General features: G+C 47.3%; 14 protein-coding genes and 1 tRNA gene. 9 read left to right on the forward strand and 6 right to left on the reverse strand.

All coding sequences use genetic code 11. The annotated features are described in order from the left end of the window. The first annotated feature begins 116 nt into the window (after positions 1 to 116). From glyQ to AC5JR3_RS15000, 5 genes are all read left to right on the forward strand, one after another. On the forward strand, positions 117 to 995 hold the full coding sequence (gene glyQ, locus AC5JR3_RS14980) for a glycine--tRNA ligase subunit alpha (RefSeq protein ID WP_495847347.1): 879 nt from the start codon (positions 117 to 119) through the stop codon (positions 993 to 995). A 128-nt stretch (positions 996 to 1,123) separates the two neighbouring features. Then, positions 1,124 to 1,342, forward strand: a complete 219-nt coding sequence (locus AC5JR3_RS14985) for a hypothetical protein (protein WP_495847348.1) — start codon at positions 1,124 to 1,126, stop codon at positions 1,340 to 1,342. Beyond that, the gene (locus AC5JR3_RS14990; protein WP_495847349.1) at positions 1,339 to 3,669 is read left to right on the forward strand and encodes a ComEC/Rec2 family competence protein; all 2,331 of its coding nucleotides are present in this window, start codon (positions 1,339 to 1,341) and stop codon (positions 3,667 to 3,669) included. The genes AC5JR3_RS14985 and AC5JR3_RS14990 overlap by 4 nt, the downstream gene beginning before the upstream one ends. A 57-nt stretch (positions 3,670 to 3,726) precedes the next feature. Beyond that, positions 3,727 to 3,811: transfer RNA gene (locus AC5JR3_RS14995), tRNA-Ser, on the forward strand. A 478-nt stretch (positions 3,812 to 4,289) separates the two neighbouring features. After that, the gene (locus tag AC5JR3_RS15000; RefSeq protein ID WP_495847350.1) at positions 4,290 to 4,463 is read left to right on the forward strand and encodes a hypothetical protein; all 174 of its coding nucleotides are present in this window, start codon (positions 4,290 to 4,292) and stop codon (positions 4,461 to 4,463) included. A gap of 111 nt (positions 4,464 to 4,574) precedes the next feature. On the opposite strand, the gene selD is transcribed toward AC5JR3_RS15000, so the two are convergent. Then, positions 4,575 to 6,842 carry a selenide, water dikinase SelD gene (gene selD / locus AC5JR3_RS15005; protein WP_495847377.1) on the reverse strand — a complete coding sequence of 756 codons (2,268 nt, stop codon included), beginning with the start codon at positions 6,840 to 6,842 and terminating at the stop codon, positions 4,575 to 4,577. 228 nt (positions 6,843 to 7,070) lie between these two features. Here selD and AC5JR3_RS15010 point away from each other — a divergent pair, with 228 nt between their 5' ends. Then, positions 7,071 to 7,676, forward strand: coding sequence for a glutathione binding-like protein (locus AC5JR3_RS15010; RefSeq protein ID WP_495847351.1), 606 nt, complete (start codon positions 7,071 to 7,073; stop codon positions 7,674 to 7,676). 198 nt (positions 7,677 to 7,874) lie between these two features. Here the strand turns inward: AC5JR3_RS15010 and AC5JR3_RS15015 are convergent, their stop codons facing one another. From AC5JR3_RS15015 to AC5JR3_RS15025, 3 genes are all read right to left on the reverse strand, one after another. Continuing rightward, complete coding sequence (locus tag AC5JR3_RS15015) at positions 7,875 to 8,762, reverse strand: succinate--CoA ligase subunit alpha (RefSeq protein ID WP_495847378.1); 888 nt, start codon at positions 8,760 to 8,762, stop codon at positions 7,875 to 7,877. Between the two features lie 125 nt (positions 8,763 to 8,887). Next, the gene (locus AC5JR3_RS15020) at positions 8,888 to 10,198 is read right to left on the reverse strand and encodes an ATP-grasp domain-containing protein (protein WP_495847352.1); all 1,311 of its coding nucleotides are present in this window, start codon (positions 10,196 to 10,198) and stop codon (positions 8,888 to 8,890) included. A 24-nt stretch (positions 10,199 to 10,222) separates the two neighbouring features. After that, the gene (locus tag AC5JR3_RS15025; RefSeq protein ID WP_495847353.1) at positions 10,223 to 11,149 is read right to left on the reverse strand and encodes an SDR family NAD(P)-dependent oxidoreductase; all 927 of its coding nucleotides are present in this window, start codon (positions 11,147 to 11,149) and stop codon (positions 10,223 to 10,225) included. A gap of 317 nt (positions 11,150 to 11,466) precedes the next feature. Here AC5JR3_RS15025 and AC5JR3_RS15030 point away from each other — a divergent pair, with 317 nt between their 5' ends. Further along, a complete protein-coding gene (locus tag AC5JR3_RS15030; protein WP_495847354.1) occupies positions 11,467 to 13,407 on the forward strand; it encodes a hypothetical protein in 1,941 nt (646 codons plus the stop codon). Positions 13,408 to 13,609: 202 nt separating this feature from the next. Here AC5JR3_RS15030 and AC5JR3_RS15035 read toward each other — a convergent pair whose 3' ends face one another. After that, positions 13,610 to 14,389, reverse strand: coding sequence for an ABC transporter permease (locus tag AC5JR3_RS15035; RefSeq protein WP_495847355.1), 780 nt, complete (start codon positions 14,387 to 14,389; stop codon positions 13,610 to 13,612). 413 nt (positions 14,390 to 14,802) lie between these two features. Here AC5JR3_RS15035 and AC5JR3_RS15040 point away from each other — a divergent pair, with 413 nt between their 5' ends. Further along, on the forward strand, positions 14,803 to 15,954 hold the full coding sequence (locus tag AC5JR3_RS15040) for a DegT/DnrJ/EryC1/StrS family aminotransferase (protein ID WP_495847356.1): 1,152 nt from the start codon (positions 14,803 to 14,805) through the stop codon (positions 15,952 to 15,954). A gap of 187 nt (positions 15,955 to 16,141) precedes the next feature. Here AC5JR3_RS15040 and AC5JR3_RS15045 read toward each other — a convergent pair whose 3' ends face one another. After that, positions 16,142 to 16,894: a DUF561 domain-containing protein gene (locus tag AC5JR3_RS15045; protein WP_495847357.1), complete on the reverse strand. Its 753-nt coding sequence runs from the start codon at positions 16,892 to 16,894 to the stop codon at positions 16,142 to 16,144. Positions 16,895 to 17,042: 148 nt separating this feature from the next. Here AC5JR3_RS15045 and AC5JR3_RS15050 point away from each other — a divergent pair, with 148 nt between their 5' ends. Next, the gene (locus AC5JR3_RS15050; RefSeq protein ID WP_495847358.1) at positions 17,043 to 18,140 is read left to right on the forward strand and encodes a protein kinase domain-containing protein; all 1,098 of its coding nucleotides are present in this window, start codon (positions 17,043 to 17,045) and stop codon (positions 18,138 to 18,140) included. Positions 18,141 to 18,283 lie beyond the last annotated feature (143 nt).

The raw sequence follows: 18,283 nt of genomic DNA on the forward strand, positions 1-18,283 counted from the left end.
AAATCCTTCTGTCAACTATTTAGAACAACTTTTTGGGACAATTCCCTCGATGCCTGTTGTGAAGCGGCATTTACGCGAAAATAGTTTGTACAGTTTGGGCAGGAATGAAGGTAATTATGAATTTTCAGTCGGTTATTGCTACCTTAAATCAGTTTTGGAGCGATCGCGGTTGCTTGATTGCCCAATCCTATGACACCGAAAAAGGCGCTGGCACGATGAATCCTCATACGTTCCTGAGAGCAATTGGACCCGAGCCGTGGTCAGTTGCTTACGTTGAACCGTGCCGACGGCCGACAGATGGACGGTATGGAGAAAATCCTAACCGCTATCAGCACTACTATCAGTACCAAGTACTAATTAAGCCTTCACCCGATAATATCCAAGAAATTTACCTGGATTCTTTAAGGGCTTTAGGGATTCATCCGGAAGACCATGACATTCGGTTTGTTGAAGATAACTGGGAATCACCAACTCTTGGTGCTTGGGGAGTTGGTTGGGAAGTCTGGCTTGATGGGATGGAGATTACTCAATTCACCTACTTCCAGCAATGTGGAGGCATTGATTGTCGCCCAGTCTCTATTGAGATCACTTATGGGTTAGAGCGATTGGTTATGTATTTGCAAGAGGTGGACGCCTTCACAAAGATTCGCTGGACTGATCGCGTTACTTATGGGGATGTTCATCTTCAAGGAGAAGTTGAGCAATGTACTTACAACTTCGAGGCATCTAATCCAGATTTACTGTTTACCCTCTTTGGTCTGTACGAGCAAGAGGCAGAGCAACTTACCAAAAAAGGGTTGGTTTTACCTTGCCTGGACTACGTTCTTAAGTGCTCTCACACGTTTAATTTACTGGATGCTAGAGGAGTTATCTCTGTAACGGAGCGAACGCGCTATATCGGCAGAATCCGCAACCTGGCACGGCAAGTTGCTCAACTTTATTTGCAGCAGCGAGAAACCTTGGGCTTTCCACTCAATCGGATACAGACAGTCTAGTCACTATCGGCTGAGTACAAAACGAAAATAGGTTCAGTAGCTCAACGGCGTTATCTGGCTCGGTTAAACTGTCCGAAAGCTTGTGTATAGAGATCGCAAAACTTGCTTACCCAAAGGTTACAGAACGGATGGAAAGTCTGAGTCAGGTATTAGAGTCGATCGCTAACCAATTTTGCAACTCAGGAATTCTTGAGCCAGTTGTTTATTGGGGTTATCCGATGATGATGGTTAGTTCTGTAGGGCTAGCGAGTTGGCGGCGGCGAGTGGTGGCAGAATCTGCGATCGCTTTTAAAAGTAAATCTCACCAGACTGTACTGAGATTAAAGCTGAGTTTAGCAACCAGATGACAGCTATTAATATGGCACTGCTGTGTTTCGTCTATATCTTGGGACTGCTGTCTACAGGGATTTTAGGTTTACCCTCTCGCGCCGTTCCCTGGGAAGAGAGTGCTCAACTGATTTTGGCAGTAACGGTTTTAGGAGGGGTTCTAGCGATTATTGTGCCTCGCTGGTGGCGAACAGGTCCTAGACCGAAAATATGGATTGCGGCTGGTATTGTGGGAGCATTGGCAACTGTATACTTGCAGCTTCGGATACCGCATCCTCTGCCATCCGACATCAGTCAATTTATTCCAGCTTCTGAAGATAGGGCACTGGAAAAAGTTGTTATAGTTCAGGGCAAGATAGACAGTGTACCTCGCCTGACGAGAAGTCAGAAGGCACAGTTTTGGTTAGATGTTGTCGGACTCAGTGAAGTAGAAAGTCGCGATGGTCCAGCGGAAATTAGCCAGGAAGCAACAGGAAAGCTATATGTCACTGCCCCCCTTCTGCAAGCAACGGGACTTTATCCTGGTCAGGTAATTGCGGTTACGGGCAATCTGTACGAACCTGAAGCCGCGACTAATCCAGGAGCGTTTGACTTCAAAGCATTTCTAGCAAAGGAAGGAACGTTTGCTGGGATGAGGGGGCGTCAAATTAATGGGACAGAGGAGCACCTCAAACATCCGTGGGGATGGTGGCAGCTACGGCAGCGAATTGTCCGCGCCCAGATTCACTGGCTCGGCAGTCCAGCGGGCCCACTAGTTAGTTCAATAGTCTTGGGAGGTCAAGCCGTTGATTTGCCCTATGACATTCGTGACAAATTTGTTCAGACGGGATTAGCTCATGCTTTAGCGGCTTCGGGATTTCAGATTTCTTTGATTTTAGGGTTGGTTGTCACTCTAACTAAGCGGCTGTCAAAGCGATCGCAGTTGGTGTGGGGTGTTGCTGCTTTAGTTGTCTTTGTTGGTTTGACAGGTCTACAGCCTTCCGTTGCTAGAGCAGCCGTCATGGGATTGGGAGCGTTAATTGCTTTAGCAACACAGCGGAAGACAAAGCCTCTAGGATCGCTACTGCTAGCGGCAACACTGCTACTGCTATTTAATCCCTTATGGATCTGGGATTTGGCATTCCAGCTCAGTTTCTTAGCCACTTTAGGACTAGTGGTGACAGTTCCACCATTGACCAAGCAGTTGGATTGGTTGCCACCAGCGATCGCGATTTTGATTGCTGTGCCACTGGCGGCTTCTTTGTGGACACTTCCCCTACTAATTTATGTTTTTGGTGTGGTTGCGCCCTACAGCATTGTTCTAAATATCATCACCACGCCGCTAATTTCCATCATTAGTATTGGGGGAATTATCAGTGCCTTAGCGGCGGTGATTTTTCCCTTAGCAGGTAGTGCGATCGCCTGGCTACTTTATTTCCCTACTCAGTTACTCATTGAATTAGTGCAATTTTTCAGCCAGTTGCCGGGGAATTCAGTTGCTGTAGGGACAATCTCGTTAGTTCAGCTCTTTTGTCTCTATGGACTAATCGGTTTGATTTTAGTCAGCAGGCGTTGGGGACGCCAATGGTGGTTAGTTGGACTGACGGCTGTGGCTGTAGTCGTACTTCCTGTGTGGCAAACTCAGGCAGCACTGATACAAGCAACAGTGCTGGGATCAAATCAAGATCCAGTTTTAGTGGTTCAAAACCGGGGGCAAGTAACGCTTATTAACAGTGGAGGAGTGGATACAGCAAGATTTACAGTACTACCGTTTTTACAAAAACAGGGAATTGATCGCATTAATTATGCTGTTGCTCTTAATTCTCAACCTCAATGGAGGAGTGGTTGGTTGTTTCTGTTAGACCGCTTGTCTGTGAAGAACTTCTATAGCAATGTGGCTTCGCCAGCACTCAACGTGACGCAGCCAGCGATCGCCAAAGCTGTGAAGGCAAAGCGAGGAGATTACCAAGCGTTGCCAGCAAGTCAAATTTCAGCGGGTGCTGTACCGATCACACTGCTTAATGCCGAACCGCCTGTGTTGCATCTGCAAATAGATGACCACAGCTGGTTGCTGTTAGGAGAGAGCAAACTTGATCAGCAAGAAAATTTAGTGGCGACTGTCAATTTGCCTCGCGTGCAGGTGCTTTGGTGGTCAGGAGAAAAGCTGGCACCAGAGTTGTTAGAGGTACTGCAACCCCAAGTCGCGATCGCCTCTGCTAACACCGTTGAGCAGAACACCGCCCTACTGTTAGAAAGTATGAAAACTGAGATTTACTGGACTGGGCGCGACGGTGCAATTCAATGGACTCCGGCACATGGCTTGGAAACAACTCTAGATGCACTGGACAAGGATGTCTCACTTGAGTAAAAAGCTGGTCAATTGTACCCAGAAGTCAGTAAAATAGCGAGGATACACTCACACCTTGGAGAGGTGGCAGAGCGGTTGAATGCGGCGCACTCGAAATGCGCTTTGGCGAAAGCCAACGGGGGTTCGAATCCCCCCCTCTCCGTGGAAAGTTGTTTAGACTCCTAGCATTAAGTTAGGGGTCTTTTCAATTGTGGTTGTATAGAAGGCGATCGCCTTTTTTTTTGGAGGACGTTCGGAGCTGCCTGTGTAAGTGCTAGGTAGCAGCGATCGCGTCATCCTGGTGATGCTGCTAAGGAATAGTAGTGATTTAGTGCCATAAAGTCATCACAATAAAGTTAGCTTTTAGTCACTAATCATGCTTACAAAGTTAGTTTTTAGTCACTAAAAGCCTAAAGAGGTGCAAACAGTCTTTACAAAAATATTGGGGTTATAGTAACCAAATACCCATGTAGAGACGAAAAATAGTGACTATGAACCCGAAAAGAATTCATCTTAAGCCCTTGGCCCCTTATGAAGACAGACTCTTACATGCCCTAGCCTTCTTCAGAACAAAGCGTCAAGCGACAACACAGGCTCATCATTGTTTATCGATGTATCTACGCTCTTCAGAGTCTCGAATCATGTCAGAGGTGGGATTTTATTCCAAGATGGCGGGACTTGACAAGACAAAGTTCCTTGAACTCATTTATCAAGACCCAGACAAGGCGGCACAGCTAATTAAGGATTCCACGGGAATTAATATCAGTGACGTGTTTGATCCTGACCTTCATGATGCTGAATCAAGTCAATTTTGAGTATCTTAGCTATCTATCTATAGGCTGAAAGTCTGAGGCTATACAGAGGAAACATCAGATATTCGTCTGTGTGCAACGGTGGTTACAAGTTCTTCAACCCCAATAAACCTTTTAGCTAAGAATCTGAATTGGCTTCAGGCTATCTGCCATTGGCAGGATGCGACCAATAATGCGGCTACAGGTATATCCCTGAGCTTTGAGTGCGACTAGACATGCTGTTGCCTGTTCTGCGGGAATAGTCGCTAGTAGACCTCCGGCTGTTTGCGGATCAAACAGCAAAGGATAAGTGGGGCGATCGCTTACCGCTGTTAGATTACTCAGGTAAGCAGAGGAACGAAGATTTTGTGGCTGGAGAGAGCTAGTAATACCTTGCTGCACCATTTCCTGAGCACCTTCTAGCACAGGGATGGCGGCTAAATCTAGCTCCACAGCCACACCAGACGCCTGCACCATTTCTAGTAGATGCCCCAGTAGCCCAAAACCTGTAACATCCGTGCAAGCCGTTGCTCCATACTCTACAAATACACCAGCGGCGGCTTGGTTTGATAACAGCATTGACTCGACAGCATCATCAATCCAGCGCCCTTTTGCCAAACGACGCATATCAGCCGCAAAGAGCGTTCCCGTACCTAATGCTTTCGTGAGAATTAACACCTGTCCCGGCTTCATTCCATCTTTTCGCAGCAGTTTGTCAGGATCAGCCAATCCGTTACAGGTAAGTCCAAAGGCAAGTTCTGCGCCTTCGGTTGTATGACCACCAACTAGAGTTGTTTGTGCCTGATACAGTACCTTCATGGCACCAGAAAGCAGTTGATAAAGTGTTTCCTCTACTTTCGTTTCTTTAGCATAGGGAACGGTGACAACGGCAAGGGCGCTTTGAGGTGTTGCACCCATGGCGAAAATATCACTCAGGCAATGATTGGTACAGATTTGTCCAAAAACAAAAGGGTCATTGATTAAAGCGGGAAAGTAATCAATGGTTTGTACCATCACCCGATTAGGTGGCACTTGCAGGACGGCACAATCATCGGGCGTATCTAATCCCATCAGAATATCATTTCGCGGGTAAGCCCCCTGTTGGGCTTGCAGTCGCTGTAAAACTCGCTGTAAAACACTGCTTCCAACTTTGGAACCACAGCCTCTACAATGCATGGTATTAGGAATTGATTCGGGGCTGATTTGGGGTTGGCGATCGCTTCCTTGCCGTTCTGACATTTCTGGCAAATCGCTAAATTGCTCCATAAATTTACGGTCAATATAGTCTTTCCAATGCCATAACCATCGTGATTGCCAGCCAAACGCTCCCCATGAGGCAATGCAGTTTCCATCTCCCGTGCCAATTAAACTTAGGTATCGCTTCTGGGGTTTGTAGGGTTTGAGGGGTTTTTCAAGACAGGTTTGCTGGAGATTTTGAAACAGTGGCTTCCCTTGACGTACGGCAAACACACCAGCTTTAGGGCGGGGATGATTAGCCATTGTGGCGATATCACCAGCAGCAAAGACATGGGGATGAGATAGCGATCGCAGCTGATCATCAACCAAAATAAAGCCTTTGGAGTCAGTTTCGATCCCAGAAGCGGCAATCCAGTGCGGTGCAGCAGCGGTTGTTACCCAGAAGGTGTAGTCAGATTCGACGATTAAACCCGACTCACAAAGGATGTTTTGAGGTAGCACTTCGCAAACACTTTCCTGAAGATGCAACTCTACGCCACGCTCCAGCAAAATGTTTTGCAAGTGTCGGCGTACCCAAGGATTTTTACCATGGGTAAGTTCAGCGCCTCGATGGAATAAGTGAATGGTGAGGTTGTCTACAGGTTGATCGGCATTTTTGAGAACTTGATGCAGGTGATGCTGCATCGTCAGCGACAGTTCCACCCCGCCTGCACCCCCACCGACAATCCCCAGGGAGATGGGTTTTTGCGGATTTTGAGCAACCCGATCAACCAATTGATTCCAGTTGTGCAAAAACTGGGAAACGGGTTTAGCCGGAATGGCGTATTTTGCTGCACCGGGTACAGACTGTTTAGCGGGGGTGCTACCAATATCAATCGATAAAAGATCAAAGGTAACGGGAGGATGATTGGCGCACAAAACTCTATTGTTTTCTAGATCGAGACCAACGGCGGTATCAATATAGAGTTGAGCTTGGGCAAATTGGGCGAGGCGTCGCAGATCCATATGACATTCATCAAAGCTATAAAAGCCCGCCACATAACCCGGTAACATTCCTGAATAAGGGGTGTGGGACATGTCAGTGATTAACGTGAGACGCACTCCTGGCAAAGGGTTCATGCCAAACATTTTCAGCGCGATCGCGTGGCTATGACCGCCACCAACTAGTACTAAGTCTTTAACAATAGGATGAGGCGCTAGCTGCATTGTCACAATAAGAGTTTTAATAAATCGTCCTGAACTCATACTAATGGTGGCTTTTGGTGAAGTGGCGATCGCTCCAAATCAGCAAGAAGTAAATAAGCACCAGATAATCAGAGAATCTAAACCTCCTGACTCATTACGTTATCTTGAGCACCTACTAGCCACAAAGAATTAGCAAGCTCACTTAAAGTGAGAGAGCATCAGCAAAATTACAACTACTTACCAAATCTCATGATTGACCTTTACACGTTTGGCACTCCCAACGGACACAAAGCTTCCATCATGTTGGAAGAAGTCGAGATCCCCTACAATGTCCACAAAATTGACATCACTAAGGACGAGCAATTTGAGCCAGAGTATGTAGCCATTAACCCCAATAGTAAAATTCCTGCAATTGTTGACCAAGATACTGGTATCACTATCTTTGAATCAGGGGCTTTGCTGATTTATCTGGCTGAGAAAACGGGTAAATTCCTCCCAACTGACACCAAAAAACGCTTTCAAGTTCTGTCTTGGTTGATGATGCAGATGGGCAGTATCGGCCCGATGTTTGGTCAGCTCAACCACTTCCGGAAGTTCGCATTAGAAAAGATTCCCTACGCAATTGAGCGTTATGAGAAGGAAACACTTCGACTTTACGGGGTGTTAGATCAACAATTAGCCGACCATGAGTTTCTCTGCGACGACTACTCGATTGCTGATATTGCAACTTACCCTTGGGTTGCGATTTATGAATTTCAAGGTTTAACTCTGGATGAGCATCCTAATTTGAGACGCTGGGTTAAGACAGTTCAAGAGCGTCCGGCAGTAAAAAGAGGAATGATCGTTCCGCAGTAGAATTTTGCATCTCAACGTCCTCAATCTCTAACTCGACTATTCTCTGAGTTTGCCTAGACGAACTTATTTTTCTGCAATAATTTTCCAGAGAAGCAAGGAAGACCGGGTAGGGACATGGCATGCCCCTACAAATAAACATGTTTGGGCGTGCTGTCTTTGAGCCTTAACGAATCTCTGCAACCGAAGATGAGGTTAACCTCACTTAAGTGCCTTTCTCACCAGTTCGGGAATCTGAGAAGGACGTTCTGCTACAGGAACGTTTGCCTGTTTGAACGCTGCAACTTTATGTTGGGCTGTAGTCCTCAGGGTGACAGGGCCTGAAAGTTGGGCGGCAAGAATTGTCCCAGCATCATTGAGTTGTTGCTCTACAGGAGTATAGCGTCCAGCAACGTAGGCAATTATGGGTTTATTAGTAGTCGCTGCAATGTATTCGGCAACATTTTCTTCACTACCACCGCCAGTTTGGTCTACTAATACGATCGCTTCTGTATCTGGGTCGGCTGCTAAGATTTTTAACCACTGACCAAAGGAAGAGCCAACAATCGGATCAGTACCCAGGCTGACACTGATGGACTGTCCTAACTTATCCTGCGTTAATGCTAATGCCGCTTCGTAGGTTAATGGGCCTGTGCGGCTGATTAGTCCAATGTTACCGGGGGTGTAAAACTCTTCTCGGTGAGTCCCCAACAAAATTTTTCCTGGCACAATAACCCCGGAACTGTTGGGACCAATAACAAGGGTATCTGTCGCTTGGGCTTTTCTCAGTAGGCGCACGACATCTAAGGGAGGAATTCCCCTCGTCACAAGAACGATTTGCCGAATTCCCGCATCGATAGCTTCTAAAGCAGCGTCGAGTGCTCCATAGGAGGGCACAAAGATAATCGTAGTATCTACAGAACCATGGTTGGCGATCGCCTGCTCGACTAAGTCAAAGACAGGAATCCCCTCCACCGCCTCTCCTCCCTGACCTGCGCTTACGCCAGCAACAATGTTAGTTCCATAGGCGAGCATTTGGGCAGTGTAGTAGGAACCAAGGGGTTCTGTGATTCCCTGTACAAGCACTTTACTATCTGGCGTCAACTTCATCTCAAACCGTTCGGACAAACCGGGCAATTACCTGATTGATTATAGTTGCCCGTAACTAGTGATGAAGGATTTGTTCATCTACAAGGAGCGAGGCATGTACCAAAGACTCATCCTTACTTGTTTAGTCAAGACTTCTTTGTTGCTGACTTAGCAAGAGATACAGCACGAGCAACCGCTTCATCTAAGTTATTCAACCAGTGTACAGGTAGCGCTGCTAAACGCTCTTTAACCCCATCAATGTCGCTGCCTACGACTCGGATGACAAAGTTGGGCGAACGAGTGGTGGAGCGGCGCTTACCGGATGAGGCAGAATATTCAGCATTTGCGGTTATCTGAGGATTACCTGCGGCACTATTCGTAGGGCGATCGCGCCGCGAACGCAGGCTTACCCCCGTCGTCCGTTCTGCCCTATCTCCTACTATTTCTTCCACTTGGGGAAGCAAGTAACTAGCGATCGCCTCAACAACCGCATTTACTGTCACTGCACTGCTGAGGATGTTCACAAGGATCACCTTAATATCTCGGCTGTTGGCAATCTGATCTAACGCTACCTCTAGCTGTTCAATGATTGACGTGACACCCAGGGCATCGTACCCCGTATCGCTATCAATGATTAAACAGCTGGCTGGATTTCCCTTTGCCTGATAAATCAAATCCAGGGTAGCGGCTGCCAAACCAGTTCCATTGCAAATAATTCCAATGTTGCCCTCACCGCTGATCCACTCTAGACCTTTGAATTGGTTGCTAAATTGCTGCTCCTGAGCCTGTCCATTTATACGCAGGGGGGCAAGAGATTCCAACTCCGGATGTCGGCTTAAGGCATTGTCGTTGGCAGAAACTTTCCCGTCCAATGCCATTACCTCACCTGTGACACTAATGCCAAGGGGGTTAATCTCCACCAAGTCCAGATCTTTTTGGACAAATAGCTGATACATCTTCTGTACAACATTACTGATGGAGTCAATCAACGCTCCTTGAAGCCCCATCTTCAGGGCTAAACGTCGAGCGTAAAACGGAGAAAACTCCTGTTCCACGACGACTTTTTGCATTTGTTCCATCACCGCTTCAACATTAATTCCTCCTTGGGGCGAACCCAACAACACAGGGCGACCTGAGGAATAATCAAGGACAACAGCCAGATAAAACTCCCGATCCGCATCGTAGCGAGTTTCAGCCAGCAGCACTTGAGGATACTCACCGAGGATGGACAGATTAAAGATAGTTCGGGCAGCGGCGATCGCATCAATGGTATTTTCAACAAACTTAATGCCCCCGGCTTTCCCACGTCCCCCCGTCCGCACTTGCGACTTGAGCACGACTGGATAAGGAATCTGTAGACCCTTTAAATCTCTAGGTTGATCGATCCGTTGAGAGGGCAAAATTGGAATGCCAATTTCTCGAAATAATTCTTTTGCTTGGTACTCTAACAAGTCCATGTTTTGTTACTTACTGCCCCTGCTTTATTCCCCGGTTCTTAATTCTTGAACTTGGCGATTACGCCAGTCTCTGGCAACTTGGTCAATTCCATAAAAACGCTTCCAAAAGGCGTCCTTGACCCAAGTTGGGAAAACTTTGAGCATGAAAAACAACAAAATCTTTCCTCCGGTTGCAGCAATATAGCGCGGACGGGGACGACGGTCTGTAAGCGATCGCACAATTACCTTTGCCACCCGTTCAGAACTCCACGCCATATTCCCCGTTTGTTGCTCCATGTTCTTCACCCGCCTCAACGCTGGCTCGTAGAACATCTTCGTTGGGTCTGGTGTCGTGAGTTCTACCTTTTGAGTGGCGACATCAAAAAATTGGGTCTTCACAGGCCCCGGTTCAATGACGCTGACTTTGATGTTGAAGGCTTCTAACTCCATGCGGAGAACATCACTAAGAGCTTCCAAGGCAAATTTAGAAGAACTATACATCCCCCCCGCCGGAAACGCCATTCGCCCCCCCAAAGAACTGATATTGATAATTCGTCCGCCTCCTTGGCTCCGCATGACGGGAATCAACGATTGAATTAAAACCAAAGGTCCATGGAAATTTACGGCAAATTGCTGCTTTGCTTCCTCCGGGGTAATTAGCTCAACTGGGCCCATCTGCCCATACCCAGCATTGTTAACCAGTGCATCCACTCGCCCAAATTGCTCAAGTGCTGTTTTTGCCAGGGCTTGAACTTGCTCAGTTTGCGCCAAATCGGTGGGAACAATCAACACCTCGGCTCCTGAGGCGCGGCATTGCGTTGCAACCCGTTCCAGCTTTTCCTGATTCCGTGCTGCTAGAACTAAGCGGATGCCAAGAAACTTTGCCGCGAGGTATTGTGCCAGAGCTTCCCCAATCCCTGTTGAAGCCCCTGTAATCAAGATCACTTGTTCCGATAAAGAAGCGTTAGTCATGTTTTTAGTTATTATTTGTTAATCGTTAGATTTTTAGGTGAGGGCAAGGAGGTTGACCAAATTTAAGACTAAATTCGTCAAAATCTCTCACTACCTGCAAACCTTGCATTATTTCAGCATTTGCTCCCTTGATTTCTCTGTCTATGAGTAGAAAAACGCTCTCACCAACAAAGTTGCTTGAGATTACTCAGTTTTTCACTTCAGGCAAATCAACAAGAGGTTATCTATTTTTAGTGTAGGTACTAGCTTCATCAACGATCAAAGACCATAGTGTAAATTGCGATAGGTGCAGGCGGTCAAAGATTGGCAAGCCTCAGGTGAAGACCGCTGTACATACAAAACCCCTCTCAGCTCAAAAACAAGTAGACAACTGGTGTGGTTTGATGAAAACAGCGATGCGCCCGGACAACATTAGCGAACTAGAGCAGTTTTTGGAAGGACATCTGCAATTAGAACTGTCGCAGATATTTCCTGTACAAATTCGGTGTCTTTTCAAAGACGAGACATTGGTGATTTTGGCACAAAGTCTCACCGACGCTAAACTAAATCCGAAAAAAGTCTTTCGCTTTTTAGAACAATCGATCCGAGGCGAAAATATAAAACACTGTCATCGGGTACTGATGTATCTGACAGAGCAAGGGCAAAAGCAGCATCAAGATTTTCATACTTTTACTTTAGAGCGATCGCCTCAAGCTCCTCAATCTCCTCCACCCACTCCCTCAACAGAGCCACCGCTCAACGACATCTCTCTACCCACTCCAGACTTCTCTGCCGCCGCTGCTAGCAGTAGTGCAGCCGACTTTGATCAAGAGTCAGACTTCTCCGCACCTGATGTTGATTTTTCCCTAGAAGAGCCTATCGCGTCCGCTCCAAATTTTGCTGAAGAGGACTCGTTACCAGAGACACCGGAGCCAAGCCAAGAGGACTTGTCACCAGAGACACCGGAGCCAAGCCAAAGAAATATAAAGCATCTTATACCAGCACTCGTTGTTGGGGCAGGGTTAGGAGTAATGGTGTTTGCCACTAGCCTTTATGTCTTGACTCGTCCGTGCGTGCTGGGTACTTGTACAACCCTTTCCCAAGCGGAACAGTTAAGCCAAAGAAGTGCTCAAACCCTGCAAAATCCGCAATCGGGAAAGGCGATATTAGAAGCACAGCAGCAACTAAATGAGGCAATCAAGCGCCTAGAATCAATTCCGTTTTGGTCAAGTTATTACGAGGACGCGCAAGCGCGGTTGAAGGACTATTACCCGCGTGCTGAGAGCACTGATGAAATTGTAGATGCTCTGCAAAAAGCAGCACGGGTATCCTATCAAAGCCAAAATCCTCCCCACCCAGCCTCTAAATGGGTAGAGATTCAGCAACAGTGGCGAGAAGTAATCGCCCAATTAGAACAGATCCCTACAAGTAGCAGTATCTATCCCCTTGCCCAACAGAAAATTAAGGCATATCAAGCGAACTTACTCACGATTAACCAACGCCTAGCCATAGAAAAGCAGGTACAGGGACACCTCAACGCGGCTAAAGAAGCGGCTCGAATTGCAGAAGCTCGTCAAGGAGTTGCCCAGTCTTTACAAAATTGGCAATTAGTCTACGCCACCTGGCAAAGTGCCCTAAATCGCCTCAAGCAAATTCCCCAAGGTACAACCTCTTCAAGAGAAGCCCAGCAACTGATTGCGCTGTATCAGCCTAAACTTGCCGAAGCTCGCGATCGCAGAGCGCAAGAACAATTTGCTTCTCGTGCTTACAACCAGGGCTTGCGCCTTGCCCAACGCGCTCAAACTTCTCAAAAAAATCAGCAGTGGTCTACAGCGGTGAAACACTGGCAGGATGCTTTAACCTACATCAATCAAGTCCCCAGTGGTACTTTCTACTACGGCAAAGCTCAGGCTCTCAACAACTCCTACAACACAGCTCTTAAGCAAGCGCAGGCAGGATTACAGCTAGCGATTAGACTCCAACAAGCCCGTCTCGATCTAGCTCAAACTTGTTCTGCCAATACACAGGTTTGTAACTACACAATCAGCAACAATGTCATCCAAGTTAAGCTGACACCTACCTACATGCAGATGGTAAAACAAAGGGCACTAGTCGCTAAGGCTAGGGGTGACTCTAATTCCCAAGTCGGGATTGTTAACCACATTCTGACGTTAGGAGAAGCCTTGGAGGCGATTAGTGAAAACTCTAGAATGCGCCTAGAAGTCTATTCCGCCGAGGGCACATTGGTTGAAGTTCATACACCGAAAGTCAGGTCATAGAAGCGTGATGCGCTTTGTTATCGAGTTCTTTACTTTTTGTTTGTATCCTACAAGTATTCAGAAAAACGACCTCACATATCCCGCCTAGCATGGGGGCGGGGTTTTTATTATTCACCCTTCGCTCTTCAAGGACTTGATCAACGGTTCTTTTCGTGAGCAATTTTGCTGACGCGATCGCCATTGTCACAAGTTCCTCAGACAACTAAGGCAGCTCCAACTGATCGTGGCGATTAAAAAACTGCCGACAAAGTCCTTGAGTCACCAAGCTACTAGTTAGAAGGTTAGTCAAGGCAAGCATAAACATAACTAAGATTTGGTAGGACGCTGCATTTAGAGGGTCAACACCGCTTAAAAGTTGACCTGTAATGATTCCGGGAAGGGTGACGATGCCCACAACCAGCATTTGGTTGAGAATGGGAATGAGTCCGGCTTTGATAGCCTCTTTACGATAGCCAGCAACGGATTGTTGGGGTGTGGCACCTAAGCTAAGGTGAGCTTCGATTTCTAGAGGATGACTATTAATCGTGCTAACCAAACGTTCCCCAGCGATCGCGGCACCGTTCATTGCTTGTCCTAGCACAATCCCTGCCAAGGGAATCAAGTACTGTGGTTCGTACCAGGTTTCCGGCTGAATTATTAGTAAATTGACATATACCAAAGTCAGAGCAGTGCTAAAAAACATTGTCCCTGCCAATAAAGGTAGCAAGCGAGGAATTTTTTTACTGATACGGTTGCGAGAAACAATTGTAGCGATCGCCAGCATGATGCCGATGATGCCGAGAACTGCCCAAGGGTTATCCAGAGCAAAGACGAAGGCTAAGACATAGCCGACAACCAGCAGTTGCATAGTAGTGCGTGCTGTAGCGATCGCTAACTGAATCTCTAATCCCAACTTCTGCCAGCTTGATAAACCGATAGCGATCGCCATCAAGCCCAATGCCCAAAGTAAGTCTGCAAAGTCAAGTTCAATAGCGGCATCCACAAAGATTAGTCCTGAGTGCTAAGTCGGTGAGTAGGGGAGATGAGGAAATGAGGCTAGTTGACTGACAAATCTTTAACCCCTCATCCCCAACCCCTTCTCCCACAAGGGGAGAAAGAGAGCTAGAGCCATTCGATAGTTTCTCATGCGTCCCTCTCCCATTCTCTTGAGAGGGATTTAGGGTGAGGGCGAAAGACTTTTATCAGTCAATCAGGGAGATGAGGTAAAACAATACCTCTAACCTCTTATATTTCATACTTCATCCTTCACCCTCCCCCCATTCCCTCATCTCCCCATGAATGGGTGAAACAAAAACAAGGCAGTGTCATTCTGAGTAAATCAACAAGTAAGTCACGAGATTCCCTTTTGCAGGAAAATCTACTTGTATTTAAGTAAACATTTTATGGTGTAAGCGAGTGAATAATATCCCTCCTCTTAACCTGACACGGCAGTACGAAATGATTGGAGAAGAAGTTAGTGCTGCGGTTCAGGATGTCTTGACCTCTGGGGGTTATATTGGTGGTCCAATTGTCGAGAGCTTTGAGCAGCAGTTTGCTAATTACGTTGGTATTGAGCATGGCATAGCTTGTAACTCAGGAACGGATGCCCTTTATCTCGCCCTGCGAGCGTTACAGGTTGGCGCGGGGGATGAAGTTATTACAACGCCTTTCACCTTTATTGCCACCGCCGAAGCGATCGCTGCGGTGGGTGCTACACCCGTTTTTGTTGATATTGACCCCCAAAGTTTCAATTTGGATGTCACCCAAATCGAAGCAGCAATTACAACTCGCACAAAAGCCATTATGCCCGTGCATTTATTTGGGCAAGCGGCAGATATGACGGCGATTATGGAGATCGCCCAAAAACGAAACCTGGTTGTAATTGAAGACTGTGCTCAAGCTGTCGGTGCGGAGTGGTCAGGAAAAAAGGTCGGTAGTATTGGGCATATTGGCTGCTTCAGCTTCTATCCCAGCAAAAATCTTGGTGCTTGTGGAGATGGGGGTGCGATCACAACCAAAGATTCAGCGATCGCCGCTTCCCTCCGTATACTTCGAGACCACGGGAGAAGCAGTGGCTATTATCACGAAGTTATGGGCGTCAACAGCCGCTTAGATACCATTCAAGCTGCAATTCTCCGCATCAAGTTGCGTTACCTCGATCAGTGGAACAATGCCCGTCGTAAGATTGCTGAGCGTTACCATCAGCGTTTAGAACCACTTCCGGGTATAGTCATACCCCAAGAGGTAGCAGGCAGTCATTCAGTCTGGAATCAATACACAATTCGGATTAAAGAAAAGGGGCAACAGACAAACACCAAAGCCTCGTCTGGTACTTGTTTACGAGATGAAGTGCGGAACCAACTCCAGCAACTCGGCATTGGTTCCGCCGTTTACTATCCCTTACCTTTGCACCTCCAACCCGTCTACAAAGACTTAGGCTATCAATCAGGACAGCTACCCATAACTGAGCAAGCTGCCCATGAGGTGTTGTCCTTGCCAATGTTCCCAGAACTCACTGTTGAGGAGCAAGAGCAAGTGGTCTATGCCTTGAAGGATTGTTTGGGTTAGGGATTTTTTTAGTCCTGAGTCCTGAGTCCTGAGTCCTGAGTGCTGAGTAGGGGAAAAAGTATGTTCGGCGAAGCCGTTGCCGAAGGCTAGGATGAAGGATGAAGTATGAAAGGGGAGGGGTAAGAGGTTCACCCCTGCTCCCCTGCTCCCCTACTCCCCTACTCCCCTACTCCCCATCCCTCTGCTCTTAACCTCTAGTAGCCACTGGACGGCTGACAGTTGCTAGAGATTCTACCAGGCTGCGGACAACGGCTACCATGGCGATTTCGCTGTTGAGTTGGTTGATGGCAGAACCAACGCCAACGCCTGCTGCTCCCGCCGCGATCGCCATAGGCACAGTAACGTTGGACAAGCCGGAGGCACACAATACAGGTACAGACACGACACGGGAGATTTCGTAAGCGGCAGCAAGGGTAGGAGCAGCTTTTTCGAGTAACCCTAAGGTTCCAGCAGCACGGGGAGCGCTGCTGGTGCCACCTTCGGTTTGGATGATATCGGCACCGACTTTAACCAGAGCTTCTGCGAGTTGCACTTGGCGGTCAAGTTCCAGAATGTGAGGAACTGTAACCGATAAGGTAATATCAGGCAGGAGCGATCGCGTTTCTTGGGTCAGCGCTAAGACTTCTTCAGCTTCAAAGCGTCGTCCTTGAGCGTAGAAACTGTCAAAGTTCCCAATTTCAATCAAATCTGCCCCAGCATCAACAGCATTGACAAATTGCTCTGGAACTACTGCCGAAACACAGATAGGTAGACGAGTAACCGCACGCACCTGCCGCACTAATTCAGGAGATGCTGCAATATCAACAAAAGTCGCACCACCTTGTTCAGCCGCTTGAACCACCGCTGTCACTCGTTCGTGGTCAAAGTTATTCAAACCACTGATTACTTTGAGAACGCGGCTTTGGTCAAAGGCTTGTTGTAATCTGGGATGCATAGTCATAGTTGTCATTTAGCTTACAGTTGGGTCAGCATTATTATTAACTACCTTTGTAGAATCTTTTTAAATAAGATCTGGGGAAAAGAGTAGTTTCTTTGCCTAGACTAAGAGCATACTGGCGATCTCATCTCATCTGAGTTTTTGAAGATTCATGAATTTTCCGCCTGGGAATCTATCTCATTTTCATTCTGATGTCTTGCAGCAAACCCAACTTGGTCAGTTGTGTGGGCAAGGGCAGTTGTTTCGCGACCGCTACCAAGTATTGCGGATGATTGGTCGAGGTGGTTTTGGAGTCACCTTCCTCGCCAAAGATATTTGGTTGCCGAGTGAGCCTTTGTGCGTCATCAAACAACTTTGTCCAAAGGTAAGCGATCCCCCCGCTTTGGAAAGTGCTCGCAGGCGTTTTGAACGAGAGGCAAAAATTCTCAGCAAGCTGGGAAGTCATTCGCAAATTCCCATGCTGCTCGATTACTTCACTGCTGAGGGCGAGTTTTACCTGGTTCAGGAGTACATCAAAGGAGCAACATTAGCGAGGCTAATTCGTCGTTCCGGCCCCCTTTCAGAGGGAGCGGTTAAATACTTTCTGCGCGAGATGCTGCCGCTTTTGCAGTACGTCCACAAGCATCAAGTAATTCACCGCGACATCAAACCGCAAAATATCATTCGCTGTCAAGACGACGGCAGGTTAGTACTAATTGACTTTGGTGCGGTGAAAGAGCAAATTGCTCTGGGAGATACCAGCGTCAAGCTACCTACAACTCATTTCATTGGCACGATGGGCTTTGCCCCTCCAGAACAATTTACATTGCGTCCGGTTTATGGCAGCGATATTTATGCATTGGGTGTCACCTGTCTTTATCTACTCACTGGAAGAGGGCCGCTCGATTTTGATAGCGATCGCTACACCGGAGAAATTCTCTGGCACAACAGCGTGCACTTAAGCACACCTTTCATGCACATCCTTGACAAGATGCTCCGGGTTTCCTTAAAGGAACGCTACCAATCCGTCACCGCAATTTTACACACCCTGGATCGCCTTTCTCCCCACGATAATTTGGGGCGGTGTCTAGCTATTCAAAATCCGCTGAACGCAGGAAATAAACAGAACAATTCTAAAAACTACCGTTCCCCAACCCAAAAAACCGCGATCGCCATTCGAGACTGGAAAGCTCGCTTTCGGGGTAAGCCCTTGCCCGAGCGAAGTCAAACAACGGAAAGTGTTTCCCTAAGCTCGAGTAGTTCTAACTAACAAAAAGAACCCACTCAAGTGCTGGATAGGCATAGCTCACCTCTTCAAGAAGTTGTCTAAAATTGACAAACTCTTAGCTCTAACAGCACTTATCCCTAGCTCCTCGCTAGTCTGTCAAATATCACGTTTGAATCTAACTTGGT

It is taken from the genome of Kastovskya adunca, assembly GCF_059505785.1.